Annotated in this window: 21 protein-coding genes; 6 read left to right on the top strand and 15 right to left on the bottom strand. The window is 72.3% G+C overall.

The window, feature by feature from the left end:
* Complete coding sequence (mycP, locus tag ABZ910_RS12630; protein ID WP_361362662.1) at positions 1 to 1194, bottom strand: type VII secretion-associated serine protease mycosin; 1194 nt, start codon at positions 1192 to 1194, stop codon at positions 1 to 3.
* On the bottom strand, positions 1191 to 2618 hold the full coding sequence (locus ABZ910_RS12625) for a hypothetical protein (protein ID WP_361362659.1): 1428 nt from the start codon (positions 2616 to 2618) through the stop codon (positions 1191 to 1193). Before ABZ910_RS12625 ends, mycP begins: the two co-directional genes overlap by 4 nt.
* 194 nt (positions 2619 to 2812) lie before the next feature.
* Between ABZ910_RS12625 and ABZ910_RS12620 the strand changes: the two genes are divergently transcribed.
* The gene (locus ABZ910_RS12620) at positions 2813 to 4015 is read left to right on the top strand and encodes an amino acid deaminase/aldolase (protein ID WP_361362656.1); all 1203 of its coding nucleotides are present in this window, start codon (positions 2813 to 2815) and stop codon (positions 4013 to 4015) included.
* 112 nt (positions 4016 to 4127) lie between these two features.
* Here the strand turns inward: ABZ910_RS12620 and ABZ910_RS12615 are convergent, their stop codons facing one another.
* The 3 genes from ABZ910_RS12615 to ABZ910_RS12605 are packed head-to-tail and all read right to left on the bottom strand — an operon-like array spanning position 4128 to position 7692.
* Positions 4128 to 4919, bottom strand: a complete 792-nt coding sequence (locus ABZ910_RS12615) for a 3-oxoacyl-ACP reductase (protein WP_361362653.1) — start codon at positions 4917 to 4919, stop codon at positions 4128 to 4130.
* A complete protein-coding gene (locus tag ABZ910_RS12610) occupies positions 4916 to 6319 on the bottom strand; it encodes an aldehyde dehydrogenase family protein (protein WP_361362650.1) in 1404 nt (467 codons plus the stop codon). Before ABZ910_RS12610 ends, ABZ910_RS12615 begins: the two co-directional genes overlap by 4 nt.
* An 8-nt stretch (positions 6320 to 6327) precedes the next feature.
* A complete protein-coding gene (locus ABZ910_RS12605) occupies positions 6328 to 7692 on the bottom strand; it encodes a glutamine synthetase family protein (RefSeq protein WP_361362647.1) in 1365 nt (454 codons plus the stop codon).
* 95 nt (positions 7693 to 7787) lie between these two features.
* Between ABZ910_RS12605 and ABZ910_RS12600 the strand changes: the two genes are divergently transcribed.
* On the top strand, positions 7788 to 8534 hold the full coding sequence (locus ABZ910_RS12600) for an FCD domain-containing protein (protein WP_361362644.1): 747 nt from the start codon (positions 7788 to 7790) through the stop codon (positions 8532 to 8534).
* Positions 8535 to 8655: 121 nt separating this feature from the next.
* Positions 8656 to 9342 (top strand): gamma-glutamyl-gamma-aminobutyrate hydrolase family protein, encoded by a 687-nt coding sequence (locus ABZ910_RS12595; RefSeq protein ID WP_361362641.1) that lies wholly within the window; start codon positions 8656 to 8658, stop codon positions 9340 to 9342.
* A gap of 46 nt (positions 9343 to 9388) precedes the next feature.
* Here ABZ910_RS12595 and ABZ910_RS12590 read toward each other — a convergent pair whose 3' ends face one another.
* The 5 genes from ABZ910_RS12590 to ABZ910_RS12570 all read right to left on the bottom strand — a co-directional run bounded on the left by ABZ910_RS12590 (position 9389) and on the right by ABZ910_RS12570 (position 15069).
* Positions 9389 to 10312 carry a LysR family transcriptional regulator gene (locus ABZ910_RS12590; RefSeq protein WP_361362638.1) on the bottom strand — a complete coding sequence of 308 codons (924 nt, stop codon included), beginning with the start codon at positions 10310 to 10312 and terminating at the stop codon, positions 9389 to 9391.
* A 21-nt stretch (positions 10313 to 10333) separates the two neighbouring features.
* Positions 10334 to 11053, bottom strand: coding sequence for a helical backbone metal receptor (locus ABZ910_RS12585; RefSeq protein ID WP_361362635.1), 720 nt, complete (start codon positions 11051 to 11053; stop codon positions 10334 to 10336).
* A 16-nt stretch (positions 11054 to 11069) separates the two neighbouring features.
* Positions 11070 to 11639, bottom strand: coding sequence for an XRE family transcriptional regulator (locus ABZ910_RS12580; RefSeq protein ID WP_361362632.1), 570 nt, complete (start codon positions 11637 to 11639; stop codon positions 11070 to 11072).
* Positions 11640 to 12161: 522 nt separating this feature from the next.
* Entirely contained in the window at positions 12162 to 13988 is a 1827-nt protein-coding gene (locus tag ABZ910_RS12575) for an ABC transporter permease/substrate binding protein (RefSeq protein ID WP_361362629.1), read from the bottom strand.
* Positions 13981 to 15069 carry a betaine/proline/choline family ABC transporter ATP-binding protein gene (locus ABZ910_RS12570; protein ID WP_361362626.1) on the bottom strand — a complete coding sequence of 363 codons (1089 nt, stop codon included), beginning with the start codon at positions 15067 to 15069 and terminating at the stop codon, positions 13981 to 13983. The genes ABZ910_RS12575 and ABZ910_RS12570 overlap by 8 nt, the downstream gene beginning before the upstream one ends.
* Before the next feature lie 192 nt (positions 15070 to 15261).
* Here ABZ910_RS12570 and ABZ910_RS12565 point away from each other — a divergent pair, with 192 nt between their 5' ends.
* The 3 genes from ABZ910_RS12565 (at position 15262) to ABZ910_RS12555 (ending at position 18161) form a co-directional block, all read left to right on the top strand.
* Entirely contained in the window at positions 15262 to 16191 is a 930-nt protein-coding gene (locus ABZ910_RS12565) for a 5'-3' exonuclease (protein ID WP_361362867.1), read from the top strand.
* Between the two features lie 130 nt (positions 16192 to 16321).
* Complete coding sequence (locus tag ABZ910_RS12560) at positions 16322 to 17170, top strand: siderophore-interacting protein (RefSeq protein ID WP_361362623.1); 849 nt, start codon at positions 16322 to 16324, stop codon at positions 17168 to 17170.
* 37 nt (positions 17171 to 17207) lie between these two features.
* On the top strand, positions 17208 to 18161 hold the full coding sequence (locus ABZ910_RS12555) for an RluA family pseudouridine synthase (protein WP_361362620.1): 954 nt from the start codon (positions 17208 to 17210) through the stop codon (positions 18159 to 18161).
* Between the two features lie 9 nt (positions 18162 to 18170).
* On the opposite strand, the gene ABZ910_RS12550 is transcribed toward ABZ910_RS12555, so the two are convergent.
* The 5 genes from ABZ910_RS12550 to ABZ910_RS12530 are packed head-to-tail and all read right to left on the bottom strand — an operon-like array spanning position 18171 to position 22843.
* Entirely contained in the window at positions 18171 to 19673 is a 1503-nt protein-coding gene (locus ABZ910_RS12550; RefSeq protein ID WP_361362617.1) for a cytochrome P450, read from the bottom strand.
* A gap of 57 nt (positions 19674 to 19730) precedes the next feature.
* Positions 19731 to 20351, bottom strand: a complete 621-nt coding sequence (locus ABZ910_RS12545; RefSeq protein WP_361362614.1) for an ATP/GTP-binding protein — start codon at positions 20349 to 20351, stop codon at positions 19731 to 19733.
* The gene (locus ABZ910_RS12540; RefSeq protein ID WP_361362611.1) at positions 20332 to 20754 is read right to left on the bottom strand and encodes a DUF742 domain-containing protein; all 423 of its coding nucleotides are present in this window, start codon (positions 20752 to 20754) and stop codon (positions 20332 to 20334) included. The genes ABZ910_RS12545 and ABZ910_RS12540 overlap by 20 nt, the downstream gene beginning before the upstream one ends.
* Positions 20751 to 21158 carry a roadblock/LC7 domain-containing protein gene (locus ABZ910_RS12535; protein ID WP_361362609.1) on the bottom strand — a complete coding sequence of 136 codons (408 nt, stop codon included), beginning with the start codon at positions 21156 to 21158 and terminating at the stop codon, positions 20751 to 20753. Before ABZ910_RS12535 ends, ABZ910_RS12540 begins: the two co-directional genes overlap by 4 nt.
* Positions 21155 to 22843 carry an ATP-binding protein gene (locus tag ABZ910_RS12530; protein ID WP_361362606.1) on the bottom strand — a complete coding sequence of 563 codons (1689 nt, stop codon included), beginning with the start codon at positions 22841 to 22843 and terminating at the stop codon, positions 21155 to 21157. The genes ABZ910_RS12535 and ABZ910_RS12530 overlap by 4 nt, the downstream gene beginning before the upstream one ends.
* Positions 22844 to 23066: the final 223 nt, after the last annotated feature.

Here is a 23066-nt window from a genome sequence, read left to right as displayed (position 1 = left end):
TCACCCGTGGCCGTCGCGGCGGCCCCGCCACAGGGCGACGGCCGCGACGAGGAGCAGGGCGCCGAGGCCGCCCGCGAGGGGCCCCGCCCAGACGGAGGGGTCGGAGACGGTTCCGGCCGTGTCGGGTCCGGAGCCGAAGTACTTCTCGCCGTAGGCGGCCGGGTGGAGGTGCTGCGGCTTGATGCCGTCGGCCGCCTTCAGGGCGGCGGCGGGGTCGATGAAGCCGTAGCCCCGGGAGTCGTCGCGGCCGTGGTCCGGCGCGTCGCGCGCGGTGTCCTCCAGGAGCTTCTTGATCTGGGCCGGGGTGAGGTCCGGGTGGGCCGCCCTGACGAGCGCGACGGCGCCGGAGACGAAGGCGGAGGCGGCGCTGGTCCCCCACCCCTCGTAGTACTTGTGGTCGGGGTCGGCGATCACCACGTCGACGCCGGGCGCGCTGACGGTGGCGTACCAGCGGCGGGTGGAGAAGGAGGCGCGGGTGCCGTAGCGGTCGACGGCGGTGGCGGCGATCACGCCCGGGTAGGCGGCCGGGTAGGAGATGTGGTCGCCCTTGTCGCCGCCGTTGCCCGCGGAGGCCACGACGACGACGCCCTTCTTCAGGGCGTACTGGACGGCCTCGTCCTCGCTGGGCTCGGGGTGCGCGGAGGCGGAGTCGTCGCCGAGGGAGAGGTTGATGACGTCGGCGCCGTGGTCGGCGGCCCAGCGGATGCCCTCGGCGAGGGCGTTGCCGCGGGTGTTGCGGGCCTTGCCGCGGGCCCCGTCACCGTCCTCCAGGATCACCCGGACCGGGAGGATCCTGGCCTCGGGGGCGATGCCCATGACGCCGTCGGAGTCGCCGGGTCCGTGTCCGTGTCCGGCGATGATGCCGGCCATCGCGGTGCCGTGCCGGGCCCAGCTGCGGTCGCCGCGCCGGGCGCCGAAGCCGACCAGGTCCTTGGCGGGCAGGACGTTGCCGGCCAGGTCGGGATGGTCGGCCTCGACCCCGGTGTCCAGGACGGCGACGGTGACGCCCTTGCCCTTGGTCGTGCGCCAGGCGTTCTGGGTGTGCAGCGCGGACAGGGCCCACTGCTTGGCCCGTATGCCGTCGGCGTACGCCGTGGTGGACGGGAGGAGGACGAGGGAACCGGCGAGGAACAGGCTCAGGGCCGCGGTCCCGGTCGTACCCATGCGGCGGTGGCCGCGCGTCGATCGCCTCATGAGGGCTGCTCCGTGGCCGGGCTGACGGTCTTGCGCAGGCGTCGTTCGACGCGGTCGGCGAGGCCCTGCGCCTCCTGGCCGAGGCCGGCCTGGGCGGGGGCCGTGGCGGTACCGGGCCGCAGGGCGTCGGCCGCGGGCTGCGGGGTGTCGACGTCGCGGCCGTCGGCCCAGCCGGAGACGGCGAAGACGACGACCGGGGCGTCGGTGAGGACGGACACGGTCCAGCTGGCCCGCTGCCCCTCGCCGAAGCCCTCGGCGAGGGTGCCCTTCGCGGCGTACGGGCGGGGCATCAGGTCGGTACGGCGGTCCAGGCCCTGGTCCTTGAAGCGGGCCGCCAGGGAGGACATGGCGGCGGAGTCGGCCTTGGTGAAGAGGAGGCCGACGGTGGTGACGTAGCTCTGGGTGGCGTCCGTGTAGGTGGCTCGCAGGAGGCGCCGGCAGCCGACGGGGGCGAGCGCCTTGCGCAGCAGCGGGTCGAAGGCGGTCGCGCAGTCGCTGTCGTGCGCGACGGCGATCCGCGTCCAGGTGCGGTCGGCGCCGCCCGGTCCCGCGCCCTTGCCCTCCACGGTGCGCGGGAACAGTGCGTCGACCGGCGCGTCGTGCCACAGGCCGGCGGCCTCGCTGAAGCCGCTGCCGCCGTCCGGGCTCCCGGAGTCGTCGGTGATCCAACTCCCGGTCACGGCACCGCCGATGAGCCCGAGGCCGAGCACGACGCAGGCGGCGGCAACGGCGACGCGGGTGCGCGGCCGCAGGTTCGGCAGCCGGGGCCGCGTACCCGCGCCGCCGTATCCCTCGGGCTGCGCGAACGAGACGAGGGGCCGGCCTCCGCCGGGCACCGTGGGCGCGCTCCAGGAGAGGGCCGGGTCCGGGATCGGGGCCGCGGCCGGGACCTCCGGGGGCAGGGCACCGGGCGGCGCGTACGCCGGGGGGACATCGGGCTTGGACGGCACGGCCGACGGACCCGGGCCGGTCCCGGCCTCGGTGCCGACCGCCGCGCACGTCGTCGTGGGCGTCGTCTCCGGAGGCACCGGGCGCAGGCGTGTGGTCGTCTCCGACGACGACGGCTCGACGGGGGTGGCCAGGGCGGTCCGGGGATCGACGGCCGGACGCTTCTCGTCCGGGCGGGGCGGCGTCGCGTCGGCGGCCGGCTCACCGGGGATGGCGCCTTCGGTGGTCGGGGGCGCGTCCGGGAAGCGTGCCGAGGCCGGCGGCGGGGGCGGTGCGGAACCCGTGTCGGGGGCCGGGGTGTGAGGCTGTCGCGGATCGGCGGGGCGCGGCCCGGCCGCCGTGCGGGAGCCGGACGCGGGAGAACTCGCGTCGGCGTCGCCCCCTGACGCGGCGGAGGCGGACGTCCTCGAATTCGGCGGTGGGACGGCGGGGCTGGGAGAGGGAGAGACGGGAGCGTGTCGCGCGTCCGTGCTCATCAACCCCCCGTTTCCTCTTGCCCCGGCCCGCGCCCGGCCCGTTTGCGCGTGCACCGGCCGGCGTCGTCGTACCGCCGTATGTGGCGTCACTCTACGGCTTCTTCCTGGGCCGACGGGAACCAGTCGGCGCCCCCGCGGCATCTGCCCGGAACATCCCTCTACCCTGCGGTAATCCCGTCTGGCAGGCTTCGTTCATGACTGCGCGCGCCGCCGACCGCGCCCGTTACGACCGGGCCACGGCCTCTCTGGACGCACCTCTCGCGCTCGTGGACCTGGACGCCTTCGACGCCAACGCGGACGATCTGGTGCGCAGGGCGGGCGGGAAGCCGGTCCGGGTCGCCAGCAAGTCCGTGCGCTGCCGCGCCCTGCTGGAGCGCGTTCTGGCCAGGGACGGCTTCCGGGGCGTGATGTCCTTCACTCTCACCGAGTCGCTGTGGCTGGCCCGCTCCGGCTTCGACGACGTCCTGCTCGCGTATCCGTCCGCCGACCGGGCCGGATTCGCCGAGCTGGCCGCCGATCCCAAGCTCGCCTCCGCGGTCACCGTCATGGTCGACGACCCGGCCCAGCTCGACCTGATCGACGCGGCCCGCGACGGCGGCCGTGAAGTGGTGCGGGTCTGCCTGGAGTTGGACACCTCGCTGAAGCTGCTCGGCGGGCGGCTGCGGGTGGGTGCGCGGCGCTCGCCGTTGCACTCCCCCGGCCAGGCCGCCGATCTGGCGCGGACGGTGGCCCGGCGGCCGGGTTTCGCGCTCGTGGGGATCATGGCGTACGAGGGGCACATCGCCGGTGTCGGTGACGCCGTCGCCGGGCGGCCCCTGCGGTCGCGTGCCGTCCGCCTGATGCAGGCGGCGGCCCGGCGCGAACTGGCCGAGCGGCGGGCCGCCGTGGTGCGGGCCGTCCGGTCCGTGGTGCCCGGCCTGGAGTTCGTCAACGGCGGCGGCACGGGAAGTGTGCAGCACACGGCGGCCGAGGACGCCGTCACCGAGATCGCGGCCGGGTCGGGGCTGTACGTGCCGCGCCTCTTCGACAACTACACGTCCTTCACCGGCCGCCCGGCCGCCCTCTTCGCCCTGCCCGTCGTACGGCGGCCGGGGGTGGGGGTCGTGACCGTGCTGGGCGGCGGCTATCCGGCCTCGGGCGCGGCCGGACGCGACCGGCTGCCGATGCCGTATCTGCCTCAGGGGCTGCGGTACGACCCCCAGGAGGGGCCCGGCGAGGTGCAGACGCCGCTGCTCGGCTCGCCCGCCGACGATCTGCTGATCGGCGACAAGGTGTGGTTCCGGCACGCGAAGGCCGGCGAGCTGTGCGAGCGGTTCGACGAGCTGCACCTGGTCGAGGGTGAGGCGGTGACGGCCACGGTGCCCACCTACCGGGGAGAAGGCCGCACGTTCCTCTGACCCGCCCGACGCCCGCTGGAGGAACGGTGGGTGCGGCCGCCAGGGCGGCGGCCGCTGCCAGGGTCCAGGCCAGAAGGAGTTACTTACGCCCCGGACCGTGTCGGTGTGTCCGCTACAACGGCGTGACGTACGCGCCCGCGATTCCGCCGTCCACCAGGAAGTCGGTGGCGTTCACGAAGGAGGAGTCGTCGCTGGCGAGGAAGGCCACGGCGGCGGCGATCTCCGCCGCCTCGGCGAACCGGCCGACCGGGATGTGGACCAGGCGGCGGGCCGCCCGCTCCGGGTCCCTGGCGAACAGCTCCTGCAGGAGCGGGGTGTTGACCGGCCCGGGGCACAGGGCGTTGACCCTGATCCCCTCCCGCGCGAACTGCACGCCCAGTTCCCGGGACATGGCCAGCACGCCGCCCTTGGAGGCGGTGTACGAGATCTGGGACGTGGCCGCGCCCATCCTCGCCACGAAGGACGCGGTGTTGATGATGGAGCCCTTGCCCTGCCGGCGCATGTAGGGGATGGCGGCCTTGCAGCACAGGTAGACGGAGGTGAGGTTGACCTCCTGGACGCGCTTCCAGGCCTCCAGGCCGGTCTCCAGGATGGAGTCGTCGTCGGGCGGGGAGATGCCGGCGTTGTTGAAGGCGACGTCGACGCTGCCGTAGGTGTCGTAGGCGGTCTTGAACAGGGCCTCGACCTGCTCGGGGTCGGTGACGTCCGTCTTTACGAAGAGCCCGCCGATTTCCTCCGCGGCGGCCTTGCCGCGCGTCTCGTCGACGTCGGCGCAGACGACGTGGGCGCCCTCGGCGGCGAGCCGGCGGGCGGTGGCGAGGCCGATGCCGCTGCCGGCTCCGGTGACGACGGCTGTACGGCCGACCAGGCGGCGGCAGCTGGTTTCCGAGGTCTGATCAGTCACTGTGCGGGGTCCTCCGTGCTGATGAAGACGTTCTTGGTCTCGGTGAAGGCGGTCAGTGCGTCCGGGCCCAGCTCGCGGCCGACGCCGGACTGTTGGAACCCTCCGAACGGGGTCCAGTAGCGCACGGCGGAGTGGGAGTTGACGGACAGGTTGCCCGCGCGGACGGCCCGGGAGACGCGCAGGGCGCGGCCGAGGTCACGGGTCCACAGGGAGCCGGCGAGGCCGTACGGGGTGTCGTTGGCGAGGCGGATCGCGTCCGCCTCGTCGGCGAACGGCAGCAGGACGGCGACCGGGCCGAAGATCTCCTCGCGGGCCGCGGCGGAGTCGGGCCGCTCCCCCGTGAGGACGGTGGGCGCGAACCAGAAGCCGGGCCCGTCGGGGGCGCTGCCGCGCAGCGCGGGGGCGTCCACCGGCACGAACGACCGTACGCGGTCCAGCTGTTGACGTGAGACGAGCGGACCCATCCGGGTCTTCTCGTCGGCCGGGTCGCCCACCACCACGGCGGACAGCGCGTCGGCGAGCAGCTCGCGGACCTCGTCGTACACCGTCTCCTGGACGAGGATGCGGGTGCGGGCGCAGCAGTCCTGACCGGAGTTGTCCAGGAAGGAGAAGGGGTCGACGGCGGCCTTCAGATCGGCGTCGGCGAAGACGATGTTGGGGCTCTTGCCGCCGAGTTCGAGGGTGACGGGCTTGATGTGCCGGGCGCAGCGCTCCATGACCTCGCGGCCGGTTCGGGTGGAGCCGGTGAACACGATCTTCGCCACGTCGGGGTGGTCGACGAGCGCGCGTCCGGTGATGTGGCCGTAGCCGGGCAGGACCTGGAAGAGGTGCTCGGGAAGCCCTGCCTCCAGGGCGAGTTCGGCCAGGCGCAGGGCGGTGAGGGGCGTCGTCTCGGCGGGCTTGAGGACGACCGCGTTGCCCGCGGCGAGGGCCGGGAAGGAACCCCAGGCGGCAATGGGCATGGGGAAGTTCCAGGGAGCGATGACGCCGACCACGCCGAGGGGCTCCTGGAAGGTGACGTCCCAGCCGCCGGGTACGGGGATCTGCTTGCCGAGGAGGCGTTCGGCGCCGCCGGCCGCGTAGAGGAGGAGGTCGCGGGCGTTGCCGGCCTCCCAGCGGGCGTTGCCCAGGAGGTGGCCGGCCTCGCGGACCTCCAGGTGGGCGAGCTCCTCGACATGGGCGTCGACGGCGTCGGCGAAGCGGCGCAGCAGGCGGGCGCGGTCGGCGGGCGCGAGGGCGGCCCACCGGATCTGCGCCCGCGTCGCGCGTACGACGGCGGCGTCCACGTCGGCCGCCGAGGCGGCCGGGACGGTGGCGACGACCTCTTCAGTCGCGGGGTTCAGTACCTGAAGCTCGTGCGCGCGGGACTCGTACTCGGGGGGCTCGTGCTCGGGGGACAAGAAGGACCTCACATGCGTTCGAAGGAGCGGCGCAGCTCCCAGTCGGTGACCGCGGCGTCGAACGCCTCCAGCTCGACACGCGCCATGTTGCGGTAGTGCGCGACCACTTCGTCGCCGAAGGCGGCCTTGGCGATGGGGCTGTTCTCCCAGAGCTCGGCGGCCTCGCGCAGGGTGGTGGGAACGTGCTCGAACCCGGCGGTGTAGGCGTTGCCGGGGCAGGGGTCGGGCAGCTCCAGCCGCTGCTCGATGCCGTGGAGCCCGGCGGCCACCAGCCCTGCGACGGCGAGGTGCGGGTTGACGTCGCCGCCCGGCAGCCGGTTCTCGAAGCGCAGGGAGCGGCCGTGGCCGACGACGCGCAGGGCGCAGGTGCGGTTGTCGTAGCCCCAGGCGACGGCGGTCGGGGCGAAGGAGCCCGGCTGGAACCGCTTGTAGGAGTTGATGTGGGGGGCGTAGAGGAGCGAGAAGTCGCGCAGCGCCGCGAGTTGACCGGCGAGGAAGTGGCGCATGACGTCCGACATGCCGCCCTCCCCCTGTCCGGCCATGGCGTTGCCGCCGTCGGCGTCGGCGAGCGAGAGATGGATGTGGCAGGAGTTGCCCTCCCGCTCGTTGTACTTGGCCATGAAGGTGAGCGAGACGCCCTCCTGGGCGGCGATGTCCTTCGCGCCGGTCTTGTAGACGGCGTGCTGGTCGCAGGTGACCAGGGCCTCGTCGTAGCGGAAGGCGATCTCGTGCTGGCCGGGGTTGCACTCGCCCTTGGCCGACTCGACGGTGAGTCCGGCGGCGGCCATCTCGTTGCGGATGCGGCGCAGCAGGGGCTCGATGCGGCCGGTGCCGAGCACGGAGTAGTCGATGTTGTACTGGTTGGCGGGGGTGAGTCCGCGGTAGTTCGCGTCCCAGGCCTGCTCGTAGGTGTCCTTGAAGACGATGAACTCGAGCTCCGTGCCGACCTGGGCCGTGTAGCCGAGTTCGGCGAGCCGCTCCAGCTGGCGGCGCAGGATCTGGCGGGGCGCGGCGACGACCGGGGAACCGTCGTCCCAGGCGAGGTCCGCCATGAGCAGGGCCGTGCCCGGGTTCCAGGGGACGCGGCGGAGGGTGGTCAGGTCGGGGTGCATGGCGAAGTCGCCGTAACCGCGGTCCCAGGAGGACATGGCGTAGCCGTCGACGGTGTTCATCTCGGCGTCGACAGCGAGGAGGTAGTTGCAGCCCTCGGTGCCGTGGCGCAGGACCTCGTCGAGGAAGAAGCGTGCGGCGAACCGCTTGCCCTGGAGCCGCCCCTGCATGTCGGGGAAGGCCAGGACGACGGTGTCGATCTCACCGCTCGCGACGAGGGCGTGCAGCTCCTCGACTCCGAGCGGGGCGGTGCGGTCTGCCACGGGAGAGCTCCTTCGGCTTCATCGCGCTGTTTCGGCCGGGCCGGGAGCCCTAAGGTATTGCTGAGAACCATTGCTTGGGAAGGGGGTGCGACCGGATGTCGCGGGAGACGGGTCCGGAAGGGCCGGGGCCGGTCGCCGATCGGCTCGCCCCGGTGTTGCGGCCGGTGCGGGCGGGCAACGGCTTCGAGGAGGCGCTGGAGCAGATCCTGCAGGTCGTACGCCTCGGCCTGGTGCCGGGCGGCGAACGGCTGCCGGCCGAGCGGGAACTGGCGGAGCGGCTCGGGATCAGCCGGGTGACGCTGCGCGAGGTGCTGAAGGTGCTCCAGGACCAGGGGCTGGTGGAATCGCGGCGCGGGCGGTACGGCGGAACGTTCGTCCTGCCGCGGACGGACGCGGGCGGCGAGGCCGAACTGCGGCGCCGGATCGCCGAGGTGGACATCGAGGACGTGCTGCGCTTCCGGGAGGTGCTGGAGGTGGGCGCGGCGGGACTGTGCGCCTCGCACGGGCTGACCGGCGAGCAGACGAAGACGCTGCGCGCGGCGTTGGCCCGCACGCACGACGCGCCCCTGGCCGAGTACCGGCGCCACGACACCCTGCTCCACCTCACCCTCGCCGAACTGTGCGGCTCGCCGACCCTGACCGCGCAGTACGCGGCGGTGCGCGCGACGGTGAACGATCTGCTGGACTGCATCCCCCTGCTCGTGCGCAACCTCGACCACTCGCAGCGGCAGCACACCGCGCTGGTCGAGGCGGTGCTGGAGGGCGACGCGGACGGAGCGCGCGAGGTGATGCGGGAGCACTGCGCTGGGTCGGCGGCGCTGCTGCGGGGCTTCCTGACCTGACACTCGACGGACGTGATCGGGGGCTTGTCCGATCGGGGGCTTGCCCCGCCGGAGCCGTTCCGCAAAAGTGTGAATCAAAGGTATGGCGACAGTCCATTAGAGGCAGCGGGAGGGCGGCCGCATGACGGGCAGACCACTGATCGGCGTCAGCACGTATCTGGAGCCGAGCGTGCGGTGGGGCGTGTGGGACATGGCGGCGGCGCTGCTGCCGGCCGCGTACCCGGGGCTGGTCCAGCGGGCCGGCGGCCTGGCCGCGATGCTGCCGCCGGACGAGCCCAGGCACGCCGCGGTGACCGTGACGCGCCTCGACGGCCTGGTGATCGCCGGCGGCCCGGACGTCGAACCGGTGCGCTACGGCGCCGAGCCCGACCCCCGTACCGGACCGCCCGCCCGGGCCCGCGACACCTGGGAACTCGCCCTGATCGACGCGGCGTTGACCGCGGGCGTCCCGCTGCTGGGCATCTGCCGGGGCATGCAGCTGCTCAACGTGGCCCTCGGCGGCACACTGGTCCAGCACATCGACGGGCACGCCGAGGTGGTCGGGGTCTACGGCGAGCACCCGGTCAAGCCGGTCCCGGGCACGCGGTACGCCGCCCTCGCCCCGGAGGAGACCTCCGTACCGACCTATCACCACCAGGCGGTGGACCGGCTCGGCGAGGGCCTGGTCCCCACGGCCCACGCGGCGGACGGCACGGTGGAAGCCGTCGAACTCCCGTCGGCCGCCGGCTGGGTGCTCGGCGTGCAGTGGCATCCGGAGATGGGTGAGGACCTGCGAGTGATGCGGGCGCTGGTCGCGGCCGCGTCCTGAGCCTGGCGCTCACCACTGCCCCGGCACCCTCGGCCCGCACGGGAACTCACCCCCGCGTCAGCGACAGCAACTCCCGTGCCGGGCCCGTCGGGCGGTGGCCCGTGGGCCATACCGCCCGCAGCTTTCTGGCCAGGGTCATGTCCGCCAGCGGGATGCTCACCAGGCGGCGCATCCCGAGCTCCTCCCCCACCGCCAGTTCGCTCAGCACCGCGGGTCCGGCGCCGCCGACGGCCGAGGACTTGACCGCGGTGGTGGAGGAGAGCTCGATCAGGGGGCGGGCCAGGCCGCCCAGCGCGGCGTCCAGGACCTGGCGGGTGCCGGAGCCGCGCTCCCGCAGGATCAGGGGCGTCGCCGCCAGTTCGTCCGCCGTGAGCGGGCGCCGGCGGCGGGCCCAGGGGTGCGTGGGTGCGGTGACGACGATCAGGCGGTCATGGGCGACGACCGCGGAGTCCAGGCCCGCGGGGACCGTGAGGCCCTCCACGAAGCCCAGGTCGGCCTCGCCGGAGAGCAGGCGCTCGGCCACCGCCGCCGAGTTCCCGGCAAGCAGCGACACCGCCGTGTCCGGGCGGGCGGCACGCAGGGCGAGCAGCCAGCCCGGCAGCAGATACTCGGCGATCGTCATGCTCGCCGCCACCCGCAGCCGCGAGTCCCGCCGGTCCCGCAGCGCCTGCGCGCCCGCGTCGAAGGCCTCAGCAGCCTCCACCACCCGTCGCGCCCAGTCCGTGACCAGCGCGCCGGCGTCCGTCAGCCGGGAACCGCGCGGCGAGCGGTCGACCAGGGCCACGCCGAGCTGGCGTTCCATCGAGCGGATGCGGCTGCTGGCCGCCGGCTGGGTGATGCCGACCTCGCGCGCGGCCGCGCCGAGACTGCCCAGCCGCGCCACCGCCAGCAACAGCTCCAGCGCGCCGAGATCCGGCACGCGGTGCGCGAGGTCCGCCCGCCGCCCCTCCGACTCACTAGCCTCACTCATAAGCCCACCTTATGTGCGGGTTTATGTGCGGGCTGCGCGCAGGGCCTCGGTCAGTACCCGGGGTGCCTCGGCGAGGGAGGGGCCGTACCAGGTCAGATGCCGGCCGCTGACGAGCGCGCAGGGCAGGCCGGGGAAGGCCTCCGGGCCGTCGTCGGCCGTGAAGCGGTAGGGCTCGTCCGGGAAAACGACGAGGCCGGGGGCCGCGGCCCACAGCTCGTCGAGCGGGATGCGCGGGTAGCGGTCGGCGTGACCGGCATGGATGTTGTCCACGCCGAGGCGGGCCAGGACGTCGCCCGCGAAGGTGTCCCGGCCGAGGACCATCCACGGGCGCCGCCAGATGGGGACGACCGCTGCCGCGCGCTCGGCGAGCACGGGCGGGGACGACCATGCCGCCTCCGCCTCGTCCAGCCACCGCGGCCGCTCCCGCGCGCCGCACGCCGACAGCACCCGGGCCAGCTCCGGGAAGGCCTGCGGGACCTCCCGCACCTCGGTGACCAGCACCTCGATGCCCGCCGCCCGCAGCGCGTCGAGGTCGGGGGCGCGGTTCTCCTCCTCGTTGGCGATCACCAGGTCGGGGGCGAGGGCGACGATCCGGTCGAGCTTGGGGTTCTTGGTGCCGCCGACGCGAGTGACCTCCAGGTCGGCCGGACGGTCGCACCAGTCGGTGGCGCCGGCCAGTACCCCGGGGACGGACACGGCGACCGCCTCGGTGAGGGACGGAACGAGGGATACGACTCGCACGGGAACTCCCCCGGATCTAGCGCGACCGGTCGCGCAGCGCCTCGATGTGTTCGGCCACGGCGACGACGATCACGCGCGTGTCCGGGACCGTCGCCCGCCAGCGGTGGCGCACGCCGCCCGTCAGGTAGAGGGTGTCGCCGCGTCCGAGACGGTAGGCGCGGCCCTCCGCCTCTATCTCCACGGCACCGTCGGCGACGTACATCAACTCGTCGTTGCGGTGCTGGAACTCGCGGCCCGCGTCGTGGTCGCCGGTGAACTCGGAGGCGTGCAGCTGGTGGTGACCGCGCACCAGGGAGCGCACGCGGGCGGTGAAGTCCGGCTCGGTGGCGTCGCCGCGGACGACGTCGACGCTGCACGCCGGATCGGCGGCGGCGAGGAGTTCGACGGCCGTGGTGCGCAGGGCGTCGGCGACCTTCTCCAGGGAGCTCCTGCTGGGGCGCGCCCGGTCGTTCTCGATCTGGCTCAGGAAGGGGACCGACAGACCACTGCGCTCGGCCACGACGGCGAGGGTGAGCTCCAGCGCACGGCGCCGCCGCCGGACGGCCGCGCCGACCCGCAGGGGCTGCTGCTCTTTGTGGTCGCCCATCGCTCCGGCTCCCTCCTTCGCTCGTCGCTCCGCCGTACCGGCCGCCCGGGCTTCGCGTACCGGGCACTCCTCTGATGAGTTCTCTGCACCCTACGCATGTTCGGCAAACCGTTTCATGCGGCCGTCACATCCCCGTCACGCCGGGTGAAGGCGACCCTCACGGATCGCGCCAGCGAACGAGCCCACGTCCTGGCGCCGCCGCTGACCCTGGATCAGGCGCGGTCGGGCCTGTTCGTTTCAATGCGCGGGCGGCCGCCGATGTTCCCGGCCGCCTCCCTGGCCGGTGGCGGACACTTCCCTCACTTCCGGGCACTGCCAGGACACTCATTCGGGCACTGCCAGCGGATTTCCGGACACAGCTTGGGCGAGGGCGTAGCCGTACGTGGTTGGCCGGATTCTTTTCGTGCCCAGGCGCCTCACGCGTGCGTGTCCGGAGACACCACAAGGGGTGGGCTTCACGGCGCACACACACGCGCGTGCCGTGGAACCCACCCCTCGGGCGGCGGTACCGGGCCCGTCAGGTCACCCGGCCGCCTTGCCCTTGGCCCCCTGGTTCGCGACCGGGGCCCACTTGTCGACCATGCCCGGGTGCTGCTTCAGCCAGGTGCGGACGGCGTCCTGCTCCTTGCCCTTGCCGGACTTCTGGATCTGGGCCTCGAGACCGGTGAGCTGCTTCTCCGTCATGGAGAAGTTCTTCAGCCACTTGCCGACCTGGGGGTTGTCGGCGGCGAAGCCCTTGCGGGCGAGGGTGTGCACGCCGTCGCCCTTGCCCCAGGCACCCTTCGGGTCCTTGAGCTTCTTCAGGTTGTAGTCGCTGTACGCCCAGTGCGGCGACCACAGCGTGACGACGACCGGCTGCTTCTTGGCGTAGTCCCGCTGGAGCTCGGCGAGCATGGCCGGGGTCGAGCCGTCGACGACGTCGTACGTGCCCTTGAGGCCGTACTCCTTGAGGACCTTGCTCTTGAGCATGCCCATCATGCCGGCGCTCGGCTCGATGCCGATGATCTTGCCGCCGAACTCGGAGGAGTGGCTCTTGAGGTCCGCCAGGGAGTTCACGTTCTTGACGTACGACGGAACGGTGAGCTCCAGGGACGTGGGGCCGTACCACTTGCCCAGGTCGTCGAGCTGCTTGCCGTACTTGGCCCAGTACTCGGCGTGGGTGGTGGGCAGCCAGGAGTCCGTCTGGAAGTCCAGCTGGCCGGTGGCCATGCCGGTGTAGAGGGGGCCCGCGGTGTACTGCGTGGCGGTCACCTTGAAGCCGCGCTCCTCCAGCAGCTCCTTCCAGAGGAAGGTGGAGGCGATGCCCTCGTCCCAGGGGATGTAGCCGATCTTGATCTCCTTGCCCTTGCCGACGTTGGTGGCAGAGGTCTGGGAGGGGCCGGAGGAGGGGCCGAAGACACCCAGGCCTCCGGCGATGAGCGCGAGGACGGCCACCCCGGCGAGCGCCACGACCGGACGCGGGCGGTAGTTCCAGGGCTTGACGTGGCCGGCCGCGCGGGCCTTCGCCGCGGCCCGGCGGCCGAGCGGGGAGATCTGCGTACCGAGGGCGCTGGTCATGCGGTCCAGGTAGATGGCGAGGACGACGATGCCGACGCCCGCCTCGAAGCCGAAGCCGATGTCGAGCTGGCCGATGGCCTCGTTGACGGCGCCGCCGAGGCCGCCGGTGCCGACCATGCCGGCGATGACGACCATCGACAGGCCGAGCATGATGACCTGGTTGACGCCCGCCATGATGGTCGGCAGGGCGAGCGGCAGCTGCACGCGCAGCAGGGTGGAGCGGGGCGGGGTGCCGAACGCGTCGGCGGCCTCGACCAGTTCGGCGTCGACCTGGCGGATGCCGAGTTCGGTCATGCGGACGCCGGGCGCGAGCGCGAAGATCAGCGTGGCGACGACGCCCGCGGCGGTGCCCAGGCCGAAGAAGAGGATCGCTGGGATCAGCAGGACCATCGACGGCATGGTCTGGAGCAGGTCCAGGACCGGTCGCACGACCGCGCTGACCGTCTTGGAGCGGGCGGCCCAGATGCCGAGCGGAATGGAGATCACCAGGGCGATCACCGTCGCGACCAGCACCAGGGCCAGGGTCGACATGGCCCGGTCCCACAGGTCGAGCGAGTCGACCAGAGCGAATCCGGCGAACGCGAGGACACCGCCGAGGAAGCCGCGCAGCCACCAGGCGATGATCGCGAAGATGCCCGCCAGGAGCAGCGGTTGAGGGGCGACGAGCACCGCGTTGACGGCGTCGTACATGCCCTCCATGACCGCGCGGATCGCGTCGAAGAGCCAGGACACGTGGGCGACAAGCCAGTTGACACCGGTGTCGACCCAGTCACCGAGAGGAAGCCTAGGCATGGGTGGTCACCTTCCCGCCCTGGTCGTCACGGGGGGTGTCGCACGGCGTGGGCTCGCCGGCCTCGTCACCGAGGAAGCGGACGAGGCGTTCCCTCGGTACGACACCGAGGAGTTTCCGATCTTCATCGAGGACCGCCACCGGGTGCGTCAGACGGGCGCTCAGCGCGCAGAGTTCGGTGAACGGCATGTCGGGCGTCGCGGTCTCGCAGCCGCAGTCGGCCTCGTCGCCGCGCACGTCGGTGTCCATGACCGCGCTCGCGGTGAGCACCCGGGAGCGGTCGACGTCCTGGGTGAAGGAGGCGACGTAGTCGTCGGCGGGGCGGACGAGGATGTCCTCCGCGCTGCCGATCTGGACGATGCGCCCGTCGCGCATGACGGCGATGCGGTCGCCCAGGCGCATGGCCTCGTTGAGGTCGTGGGTGATGAACACGATCGTCTTCTTCAGGGTCTTCTGCAGCTCGAGCAGCTGGTCCTGCATGTCGCGGCGGATCAGCGGGTCGAGCGCGCTGAAGGACTCGTCCATCAGCAGCAGGTCGGCGTTGGTGGCGAGCGCGCGGGCCAGGCCCACGCGCTGCTGCATGCCGCCGGACAGCTCGTCGGGCCAGGAGTCCTCCCAGCCGGCCAGGCCGCACAGGGCGAGCGCCTCGTCGGCGCGGCGCTCGCGCTCGGCGCGGGGCACGCCCTGCACGCTCAGGCCGTAGGCCGCGTTGTCGCGGACACTGCGGTGCGGGAAGAGAGCGAAGTGCTGGAAGACCATGCTGATCTTCTTCGAGCGCACCTCGCGCAGCTCCCGGTCGGAGAGCGACGTCAGATCCTGACCGTCGAAGCTGACGCTTCCCGCGGTCGGCTCCGACAGGCCGTTCAGCATGCGCAGCAGGGTGGACTTGCCGGATCCGGACAGGCCCATGACCACGAAGATCTGGCCCGGTTCCACGGTGAAGGAGGCGTCGATCACGGCGGCCGTGGTGCCGTCGGCGCGCAGCTCCTCCCGTCCGGCGCCCTGCCGCAGTCTCTCCACTGCGTCGGCCGGTCGTCTTCCGAACACCTTGTACAGGTGCTCGGCTTCAAGCCTGGAAGACACACGTACCTCTCGTTTTGACAGTAAAAAACGAGGATGCTCACTTCGCCACTCTTTGATGGGCAAACGGCATCACTCCGGGGCGGCGCCTGCCCGTGTCCAACCTACGCAAACCATAAGGTGATCCAGTTCACAGACGGTGACCGTATCCCGTGCGCCGTGAACAGACGGTGACTGTCAGTGCCGTACGGCATGATGCGTGGCGTGACCGGACGACTGATGCTGCTCGACACCGCTTCGCTGTACTTCCGCGCCTACTTCGGCGTGCCGGACTCCGTGAGGGCGCCGGACGGGGCGCCGGTGAACGCCGTGCGGGGCCTGCTGGACTTCATCGACCGGCTGGTGAAGGACCACCGCCCCGACCGGCTGGTGGCGTGCATGGACGCCGACTGGCGGCCGCAGTGGCGGGTCGACCTCATCCCCACGTACAAGGCGCACCGGGTCGCCGAGGAGCACGAGGGCGGACCGGACGAGGAGGAGGTGCCGGACACGCTCTCCCCGCAGGTGCCGGTCATCGAGGACGTCCTGGACGCGCTCGGCATCGCGCGCGTGGGGGTCGAGGGGTACGAGGCCGACGACGTGATCGGCACGCTCACCGGGCGCGCCGACGGCCCGGTCGACATCGTCACCGGCGACCGCGACCTGTACCAGCTGGTGGACGACCGGCGCGGGGTGCGCGTGCTGTACCCGGTCAAGGGCGTCGGCACGCTCCAGCTCACCGACGAGGCGGTGCTGCGCGAGAAGTACGGCGTCGACGGGCGCGGGTACGCGGACCTGGCGCTGCTGCGCGGCGACCCGAGCGACGGGCTGCCGGGCGTGCCCGGCATCGGCGAGAAGACGGCGGCCAAGCTGCTCGCCGAGTTCGGCGACCTGGCCGGGATCATGGCCGCGGTCGACGATCCGAAGGCGAAGCTCACGCCGTCGCAGCGCAGGCGGCTGGACGAGGCGCGCCCCTATCTCGCGGTCGCCCCGAAGGTCGTCCGCGTCGCCGACGACGTACCGCTGCCGGATGTCGACACGGTGCTGCCGCACACGCCGCGCGACCCGGCGGCGCTGGACGCGCTGGCGGTGCGCTGGGGGCTGGGCGGGTCCCTGCACCGGCTGCTGACCACATTGAGCGCGTGAGTGAAGAGCCGATCCCCCCTTCCAGGGGAGTCGTTGACCCTCGTGGGAGGGGTGTGAGAAGAGGTGTCGACCGGGAGAAGGTGCTAACTTAGGTATACCTAAGCGCTAGCAGGGAGCAGGGGAGACCGTCATGGCAGAGCGCGGGGGCCGCCCGGCGCGGAAGGTCCATTCCGCCCGGATCGTTCGCACCGAACGACTGACCCCGAACATGCAGCGCGTGGTGCTCGGAGGCGACGGTCTGGCCGACTTCTCGGCGGGCGCCTGGACCGACCACTATGTGAAGCTGCTGTTCCCGGCCGACGGCGTGACCTATCCGGAGCCCTTCGACCTGCAGCGGATCCACGCCGAATTCCCGCGGGCGCACTGGCCGGTGACGCGGACGTACACGGTGCGCGGCTGGGACGCCGCCCAGCGCGAACTGACCCTGGATTTCGTCGTGCACGGCGACGAGGGCCTGGCCGGCCCGTGGGCGCGGCATGCTCAACCGGGCGAGACCGTACGGTTCCTGGGCCCCGGCGGCGCCTACACCCCCGACGTGACCGCCGATTGGCATCTGCTCGCCGGTGACGAGAGCGCGCTGCCCGCGATCGCCTGCACCCTGGAGGCGCTGCCCGCGGGCGCGCGGGCCCACGCCTTCATCGAGGTCGCCGGTCCCGAGGAGGAGCAGAAGATCGACTCCGGTGTGGAGGTCGTCTGGCTGCACCGCGGCGACCGGCCCACGGGCGAGGCCCTGATCCGGGCCGTACGGGCACTGGAGTTCCCCGAGGGCCGGGTGCACGCCTTCGTGCACGGCGAGGCTGCCTTCGTGAAGGAGCTGCGCCACCTGCTGCGGGTCGAGCATGCGATCCCGCGCGAGGACCTGTCGATCTCCGGCTACTGGCGGCTCGGCCACGACGACGAGCGCTGGCGTGCCTCCAAGCGGGAGTGGAACGCGCGCATCGAGGTGGAGCAGGAGGGCGGCCCGGCGGCGGCCGCGTGAAACGGGCGGCACCCGGCGGGCCTACGCTGGAGCCCTGATGAGACGCAAGACCCCGAGACCGCCCTCGCCGCTGCCCCAGCGTCACGGGGTGGACCCCGTGCGGGTGCGGCTGCCCGTGGAGGGGCCGTGGGCCACCGTGCGCGAGCATCTGGTGGCGCGGCTGTCCGGGGCGGGACCCGGGGTGGTCGACGGGATGCTCGACGCGGGGCTGATCGTGCGGGCCGACGGGCGGGCGGTGGCGCCGGACGCGCCGTACGAGCCGGGGATGTTCGTGTGGTTCCACCGGGAGCTGCCCGACGAGGTGCCGGTGCCGTTCCCGCTGGAGGTCGTGTACCGCGACGCGCACATCGTCGTGGCGGACAAGCCGCACTTCCTCGCCACCACGCCGCGCGGCAGCCACGTCACCGAGACCGCGCTGGCCCGGCTGCGGCGGGAGTTGGACATCCCGGCGCTGTCCGCCGCGCACCGGCTGGACCGGCTGACGGCCGGGCTCGTGCTGTTCACGGTGCGCCCCGAGGAGCGCGGCGCCTACCAGACGCTGTTCCGCGACCGGCAGGTGCGCAAGGAGTACGAGGCGGTGGCGCCGTACGACCCCTCGCTCGCGCTGCCCCGGACCGTGCGCAGCCGGATCGTGAAGGAGCGCGGGGTGCTGGCCGCCCGGGAGGTCGAGGGCGAGCCGAACGCGGTGACCGACCTCGAACTGAGCGACCACCGGGAGCGGGACGGGCTGGGCCGCTACCGGCTGGTCCCGGGCACCGGGCAGACGCATCAGCTGCGGGTGCACATGAACGCGCTGGGGGTGCCGATCCTCGGCGACCCCCTGTATCCGGAGGTGGCCGCCCCCGGACCGGCCGGTGACTTCCGGCGTCCGCTCCAACTGCTGGCGCGGAGGCTGGAGTTCACCGATCCGGTCACCGGGGTGGAGCACCGGTTCCGCAGCGCGCGGGCGCTGGCGGCCTGGTCCTCGTACGAGGAGTGGGCCGAACGGTGACCGCCGCGGTCAGTGACCGCGCCACCAGCGCCGCAGCCGCTGCCACACGCCCCGCGGACGCGCGGGCTGCGCCTGGGCCGCCGTGGCGGGCCACTGCGGCGCCGTCGGGCGGTACCCGGGGGCCGGGATCGCGGCTGCCGCTTCCGGTGCGGGCGCCGGACGGCCCGTGCCGACCTGCCATTCGGCGCGCTGCGGCGGGATGGGGGCGGGGCTCGGCTTGAGCATCACGTCCTGCTGCGGCTTCGGCTCGAACCGCACCGGAAGCTCCACCAGATGGCGCGAGGCGATCGAGGACCGCCACCTCAACTCGTCCTCGTCGCAGTCGAGTTGTACGTCCGACAGTCGCGTCAGCAGCGCGTCGACGCCGACGTCGGCGATGGCGCGGCCGATGTCCTGGCCCGGGCACTCGTGCGGGCCGCCGCCGAAGGCGAGGTGGGAGCGGTTGCCCTGCATGCTCGCCGTGAGGTCGGGACGCACCCGCGGGTCGATGTTGCCCGGGGCCGGCGCGAAGAGCAGCCCGTCGCCCTGCCGGATGCGCCGGCCGCCCAACTCCGTGTCCTGCTTGGCGAAGTAGGCGAAAATGGTGCTGAACGGCGGCTCGTCCCACAGGGACTGCTCGACCGCCTCCGGCACCGTCATCTGGCCGCCGTTGAGCTGGGCGCGGAAGCCCGGGTCCGTGAGGACCATGCGCAGCGCGTTGGCGAGCAGGTTGGTGGTGGCCTCGTAGGCGGCGAAGAGCACGAGGCGCAGATGCTCCCTGACCTCGTCGTCGGTGAGCCGCGCCGGGTGCGTGACGAGGTGGCTGGTGAAGTCCTCCTCGGGCCGGGCGCGGCGGCGGGTGGTGAGCCGGCTCAGCACCTCCATGACGTAGGCGTGGCTGCTGATCGCCGTCTCGGTGCCCTTGAGCGCGTCGCGGGCGCAGCTCACCATCCGGTCGTTGTACTCCTCGGGCATGCCGAGGATCTCGCACAGCACCGCCATCGGCAGATGCTCGGCGAACTGGGACACCAGGTCGGCCTGGCCCGCCTCGCAGAAGCGGTTGACCAGGCGCTGGGTGGCGCGGCCGATGTGGCGGCGGATGCCGCGGTGGTCGATGGTCGACATGGCGCCGGTGACCGCGGCCCGCAGCCGCTGGTGCTCGTCGCCCTCGGCGTGGGCGCAGATCGGCTGCCAGGCGATGTGCGGCATGAGGGGGTGGTCGGGCTTGACCATGCCCTGGAGGAGCGGGTTCCAGATGCGGCTGTCCTTGGCGAACTGCGAGGGGGTGCGCACCATGTGCAGGTTCTCGGTGTGCCCGAGGACCACCCACATCGGTACGTCGTCATGGAGCAGCACCGGTGCCACGGAGCCGTGTTCGCTCCGCAGCTTCTCGTACAGGGCACCCAGGTCCTCCGCTTCGGGGCCGTACAGCCGGTGCAGTCCCCCGGGCCCGAGGCCGTGCGCCGGGCAGCCGGGCGGGGGGCCGGGCATGGGGTCGTCCGTACCGGTCGGGTAGTGCGGTTCAGGCGTCACAGTGGTCGCTCCGAAGCTGAAGTGGGTCCGGGGTCGGGGAAGTGGGGCGGAGGCGGTTCAGGTGAGCGCGCCGCTCATGGCGAGCGAGTGCAGGAAGCGCATGAGGGTCATCAGGACGTCCCGGCTGGAGGCGCGGCGGCGGGCGTCGCACTCCACGATGGGGATCTCCGGGGACAGATCGAGCGCCGTACGCAGTTCCTCGATGGGGTAACGGGGGGCGTCCGGGAAGGAGTTGACGGCGATGACGAACGGCACCCCGCGTTCCTCCAGCCGCCCTATGACGTCGAAGCTGACCTCCAGGCGCCGGGTGTCGATCAGGACGACCGCGCCGAGGGCTCCCTCGAACAGGCCGTTCCACAGGAACCAGAAGCGTTCCTGGCCGGGGGTGCCGAAGAGGTAGAGCACCAGCTTCTCGGTGATGCTGATGCGGCCGAAGTCCATGGCCACGGTGGTGGCGGTCTTCGAGTCGGAGCCGTAGTCGTCGTCGACGCCGACGCCGGCCTGCGTCATGGTCTCCTCGGTGGTCAGCGGCCTGATCTCGCTGACCGAGCCGACCATGGTCGTCTTGCCGACACCGAAGCCGCCCACGATCACGATCTTCACCGCCGCCTGTGCCGTCTGCGGGAGATGGTCCTCGGCACGGGGGCCCGGGACGGTGTCAGAGCTTTTGAAGTCCATGCATCACCGCTTCGAGGAGTGAACGGTCGGGGAGCGCCTGGCGGACGATCGGGGCGCGCGCCTGCACCAGTCCGGCCGCGATCATCTCGGTGATCAGTACGGTCATCGTGCTGAACGGCAGGTTGAGATAGGCCGAGAGCTCGGCCACCGACAAGGGGGCGTCGCACAGTCGGAGCAGCGTCGCCTGCTCCGGCGTGACGGACGGCGGTGGATCGGCGCGCGCCACGATCAGCGTCACCAGGTCGAGCTCGGCGCGGGCTCCGTCGGGGCCGGAGATGACGTACAACCGCTCGGGGTTCTTGGGGCGGCCGCCGCCCTCGTCATCCGGCTTCGGAGCCGCGAAAGGGGGCGGCGCGGGCATTTCCTCCTGGAAGGAGCGCCGTTTCCGTTGCGGAGGAGTCATACGGTCTGGCCGTTGTGCCGGGGCGGACTGGTCAGGTGGGCACCGATCCTGACGACGAGGTCGCGCATGCGGCCGCTCATCCGGCCCGGCTCGCAGACCACGTCGGCGAGCACGGCGAGGTAGGCGTTGGCTCCGGCGGCCATGAGATAGAAGTAGCCCCCGTCGATCTCGATGACGACCAGCTTCATGTCGCCGTCGCTGCCCGGCAGTTCCTGGGCGACCGCACCTGCCAGGCTCTGTACGCCCGCGCAGGCCGCGGCGAGGCGGTCGGCGGAGTCGGGGTCGCCGCCGTGGCGGGCGATGCGCAGTCCGTCGGCCGAGAGCACCACGATCATCTCGATGCCGGGTACGCCGTCCGCGAGTTCCTTGAGCATCCAGTCGAAGTTCGCTCGCTGCTGGATCACTTGAGGTCCCCCTCGTCGTCCGTCTCCGCTTGGGCAGGCTTCTCGATCAGGTGCATGTACGCGGTCGGGTTCCGCGTGAAGTCGGTGGGGTGCACACCCGGATTGCCCTCCTTGAGGCCGTCCCAGAAGGCCTCGACCCAGAGGCCGGGTTCGCGGTCCTTCTTCTCGGCCTTCTCGGCGCCGTCGGTCCCGGGCTCGCGGTCGGGAGCGGACCTGGGGTCGGGGACGGGCGTGCGGTCGGGCGTGGCCTCGGGCTCGGTCTGCGACCAGACGGTCGGCCGGCCCTCGCGCTCCGCCCGCTCGATCTCGGCCTGTTCGGCGAGCCGCCGGCTGAGCGGAATCTTCATCCTGCTGCGGCGCTGCGGCAGACCGCGGGCCGTCCACTCGGTCACCTCGGGGACGTCGTCCTCCATGGAGATCCCGGCGGGGATGCGCGGACTGGTGGGGCGGCGCCTCTTGGGCGGACGCTTGGGGCCTTCGAGGGCGCCGAGTTCGGCCTTCGGCACGGCGGTGGCGCCGATGCCGTGGGCGAGTCCGGGCGCGGGCTCGGTGGTCATCATGTTGCTGGGCACGACGAGGACGGCGCGGACCCCGCCGTACGCCGAAGCCCGCAGGGAGACCTGCATGTCGTACGTCGAGCAGAGCCGGCCGACGACGGCGAGGCCGAGGCGCGGGCTCTCGCCGAGGTCCTGCAGGTCGACACCGGCCTTGGCCCGCTCCAGCATGGTCTCGACCCGGGCGCGGGCCTCCTCGCTGAGGCTGACGCCGCCGTCCTCGATCTCGATGGCGACGCCGGTCTGCACCTCGGTGGCGGTGACGTGCACCTTGGTGTTCGGCGGCGAGTAGCGCGTGGCGTTGTCGAGGAGTTCCGCGGCGGCGTGGATGACCGGCTCGACGGAGGTTCCCTTGATGTTGACCTTGGCGATGGAGGCCAGGTTGATGCGCCGGTACTCCAGGATGCGCGACATGGCGCCGCGCAGCACGCTGTACAGGGCGACGGGGTTGGGCCACTGACGGCCCGGGCGGCCGCCGCCGATGACGGAGATGGAGTCGGCGAGGCGTCCGATCAGCGCGGTGCCGTGGTCGATGCGCAGCAGGTCGTCGAAAACCTCGGGGTTACGGCCGTGGTCCTCCTCCATCTCCCTGAGTTCCTTGGCCTGTTGGTGGACGATGGCCTGGACTCGCTGGGCGATGTTGACGAAGGAACGCTGGGCGGAGTCGCGCATCGCCTCCTCTTCGTCGACGGCCTTCAGCACGGTGCGCAGCAGATCGCGCTGGGACTCCGGGATGTTGCACAGCTCGGGGTCGCTGTCGAGGACGACCTGGATCACCTCGCGGGGCGGTTCTCCGGCGCGCAGCCGGTACAGCGCGGTCGGCAGGATCTCCTTGCCGAGCCGGACGATCTCCTTGTCGTGGTCGGCGATGCGCCCCTCCAGATACGCGGTGTGACGGGCGTACTCGGACCGCAGGGCGCGGAGGTCGCGCCCGCGCCGTGCCGCTTCGGCCGCCGTCACGACCACCAGCAGCGTGGCGACGGCCCCGCTCCAGCCGACGGCGATCCGGGCCGGACCGGTGACCAGGGCGACCGCGGCCCCGGTCGCCGCGGCCATCACCACGGCCGGGAGCAACAGCGCACGCGCATAGGGAAGTTCACGCCCTCGGGGAGGCGATTGCACACTCACCATGTAGGCCCTCTGAGACGAATCGGCTGGGTGGCGGGGGAACCGAAGGGATCTTCAATACCTTTGGGAACAGGCGCCCGATTCACCTCAACTCGGTGCGCCGCGGGCGAGCTTAGCCCGACCGGACCACCCCCGTGGCATATTCAGGAAGCACCTGAAATCACACGCGCGCCGGGAGTACTCTCAAGTCCATTTACACGCACGGGATTTGTTCGCACACGATGCG

It is taken from the genome of Streptomyces sp. NPDC046805 (genome assembly GCF_040645355.1).
GTDB lineage: Bacteria > Actinomycetota > Actinomycetes > Streptomycetales > Streptomycetaceae > Streptomyces.
The sequence above is the reverse complement of the archived record's forward strand: the minus strand, read 5'-3'. Positions and strand labels throughout refer to the sequence as shown.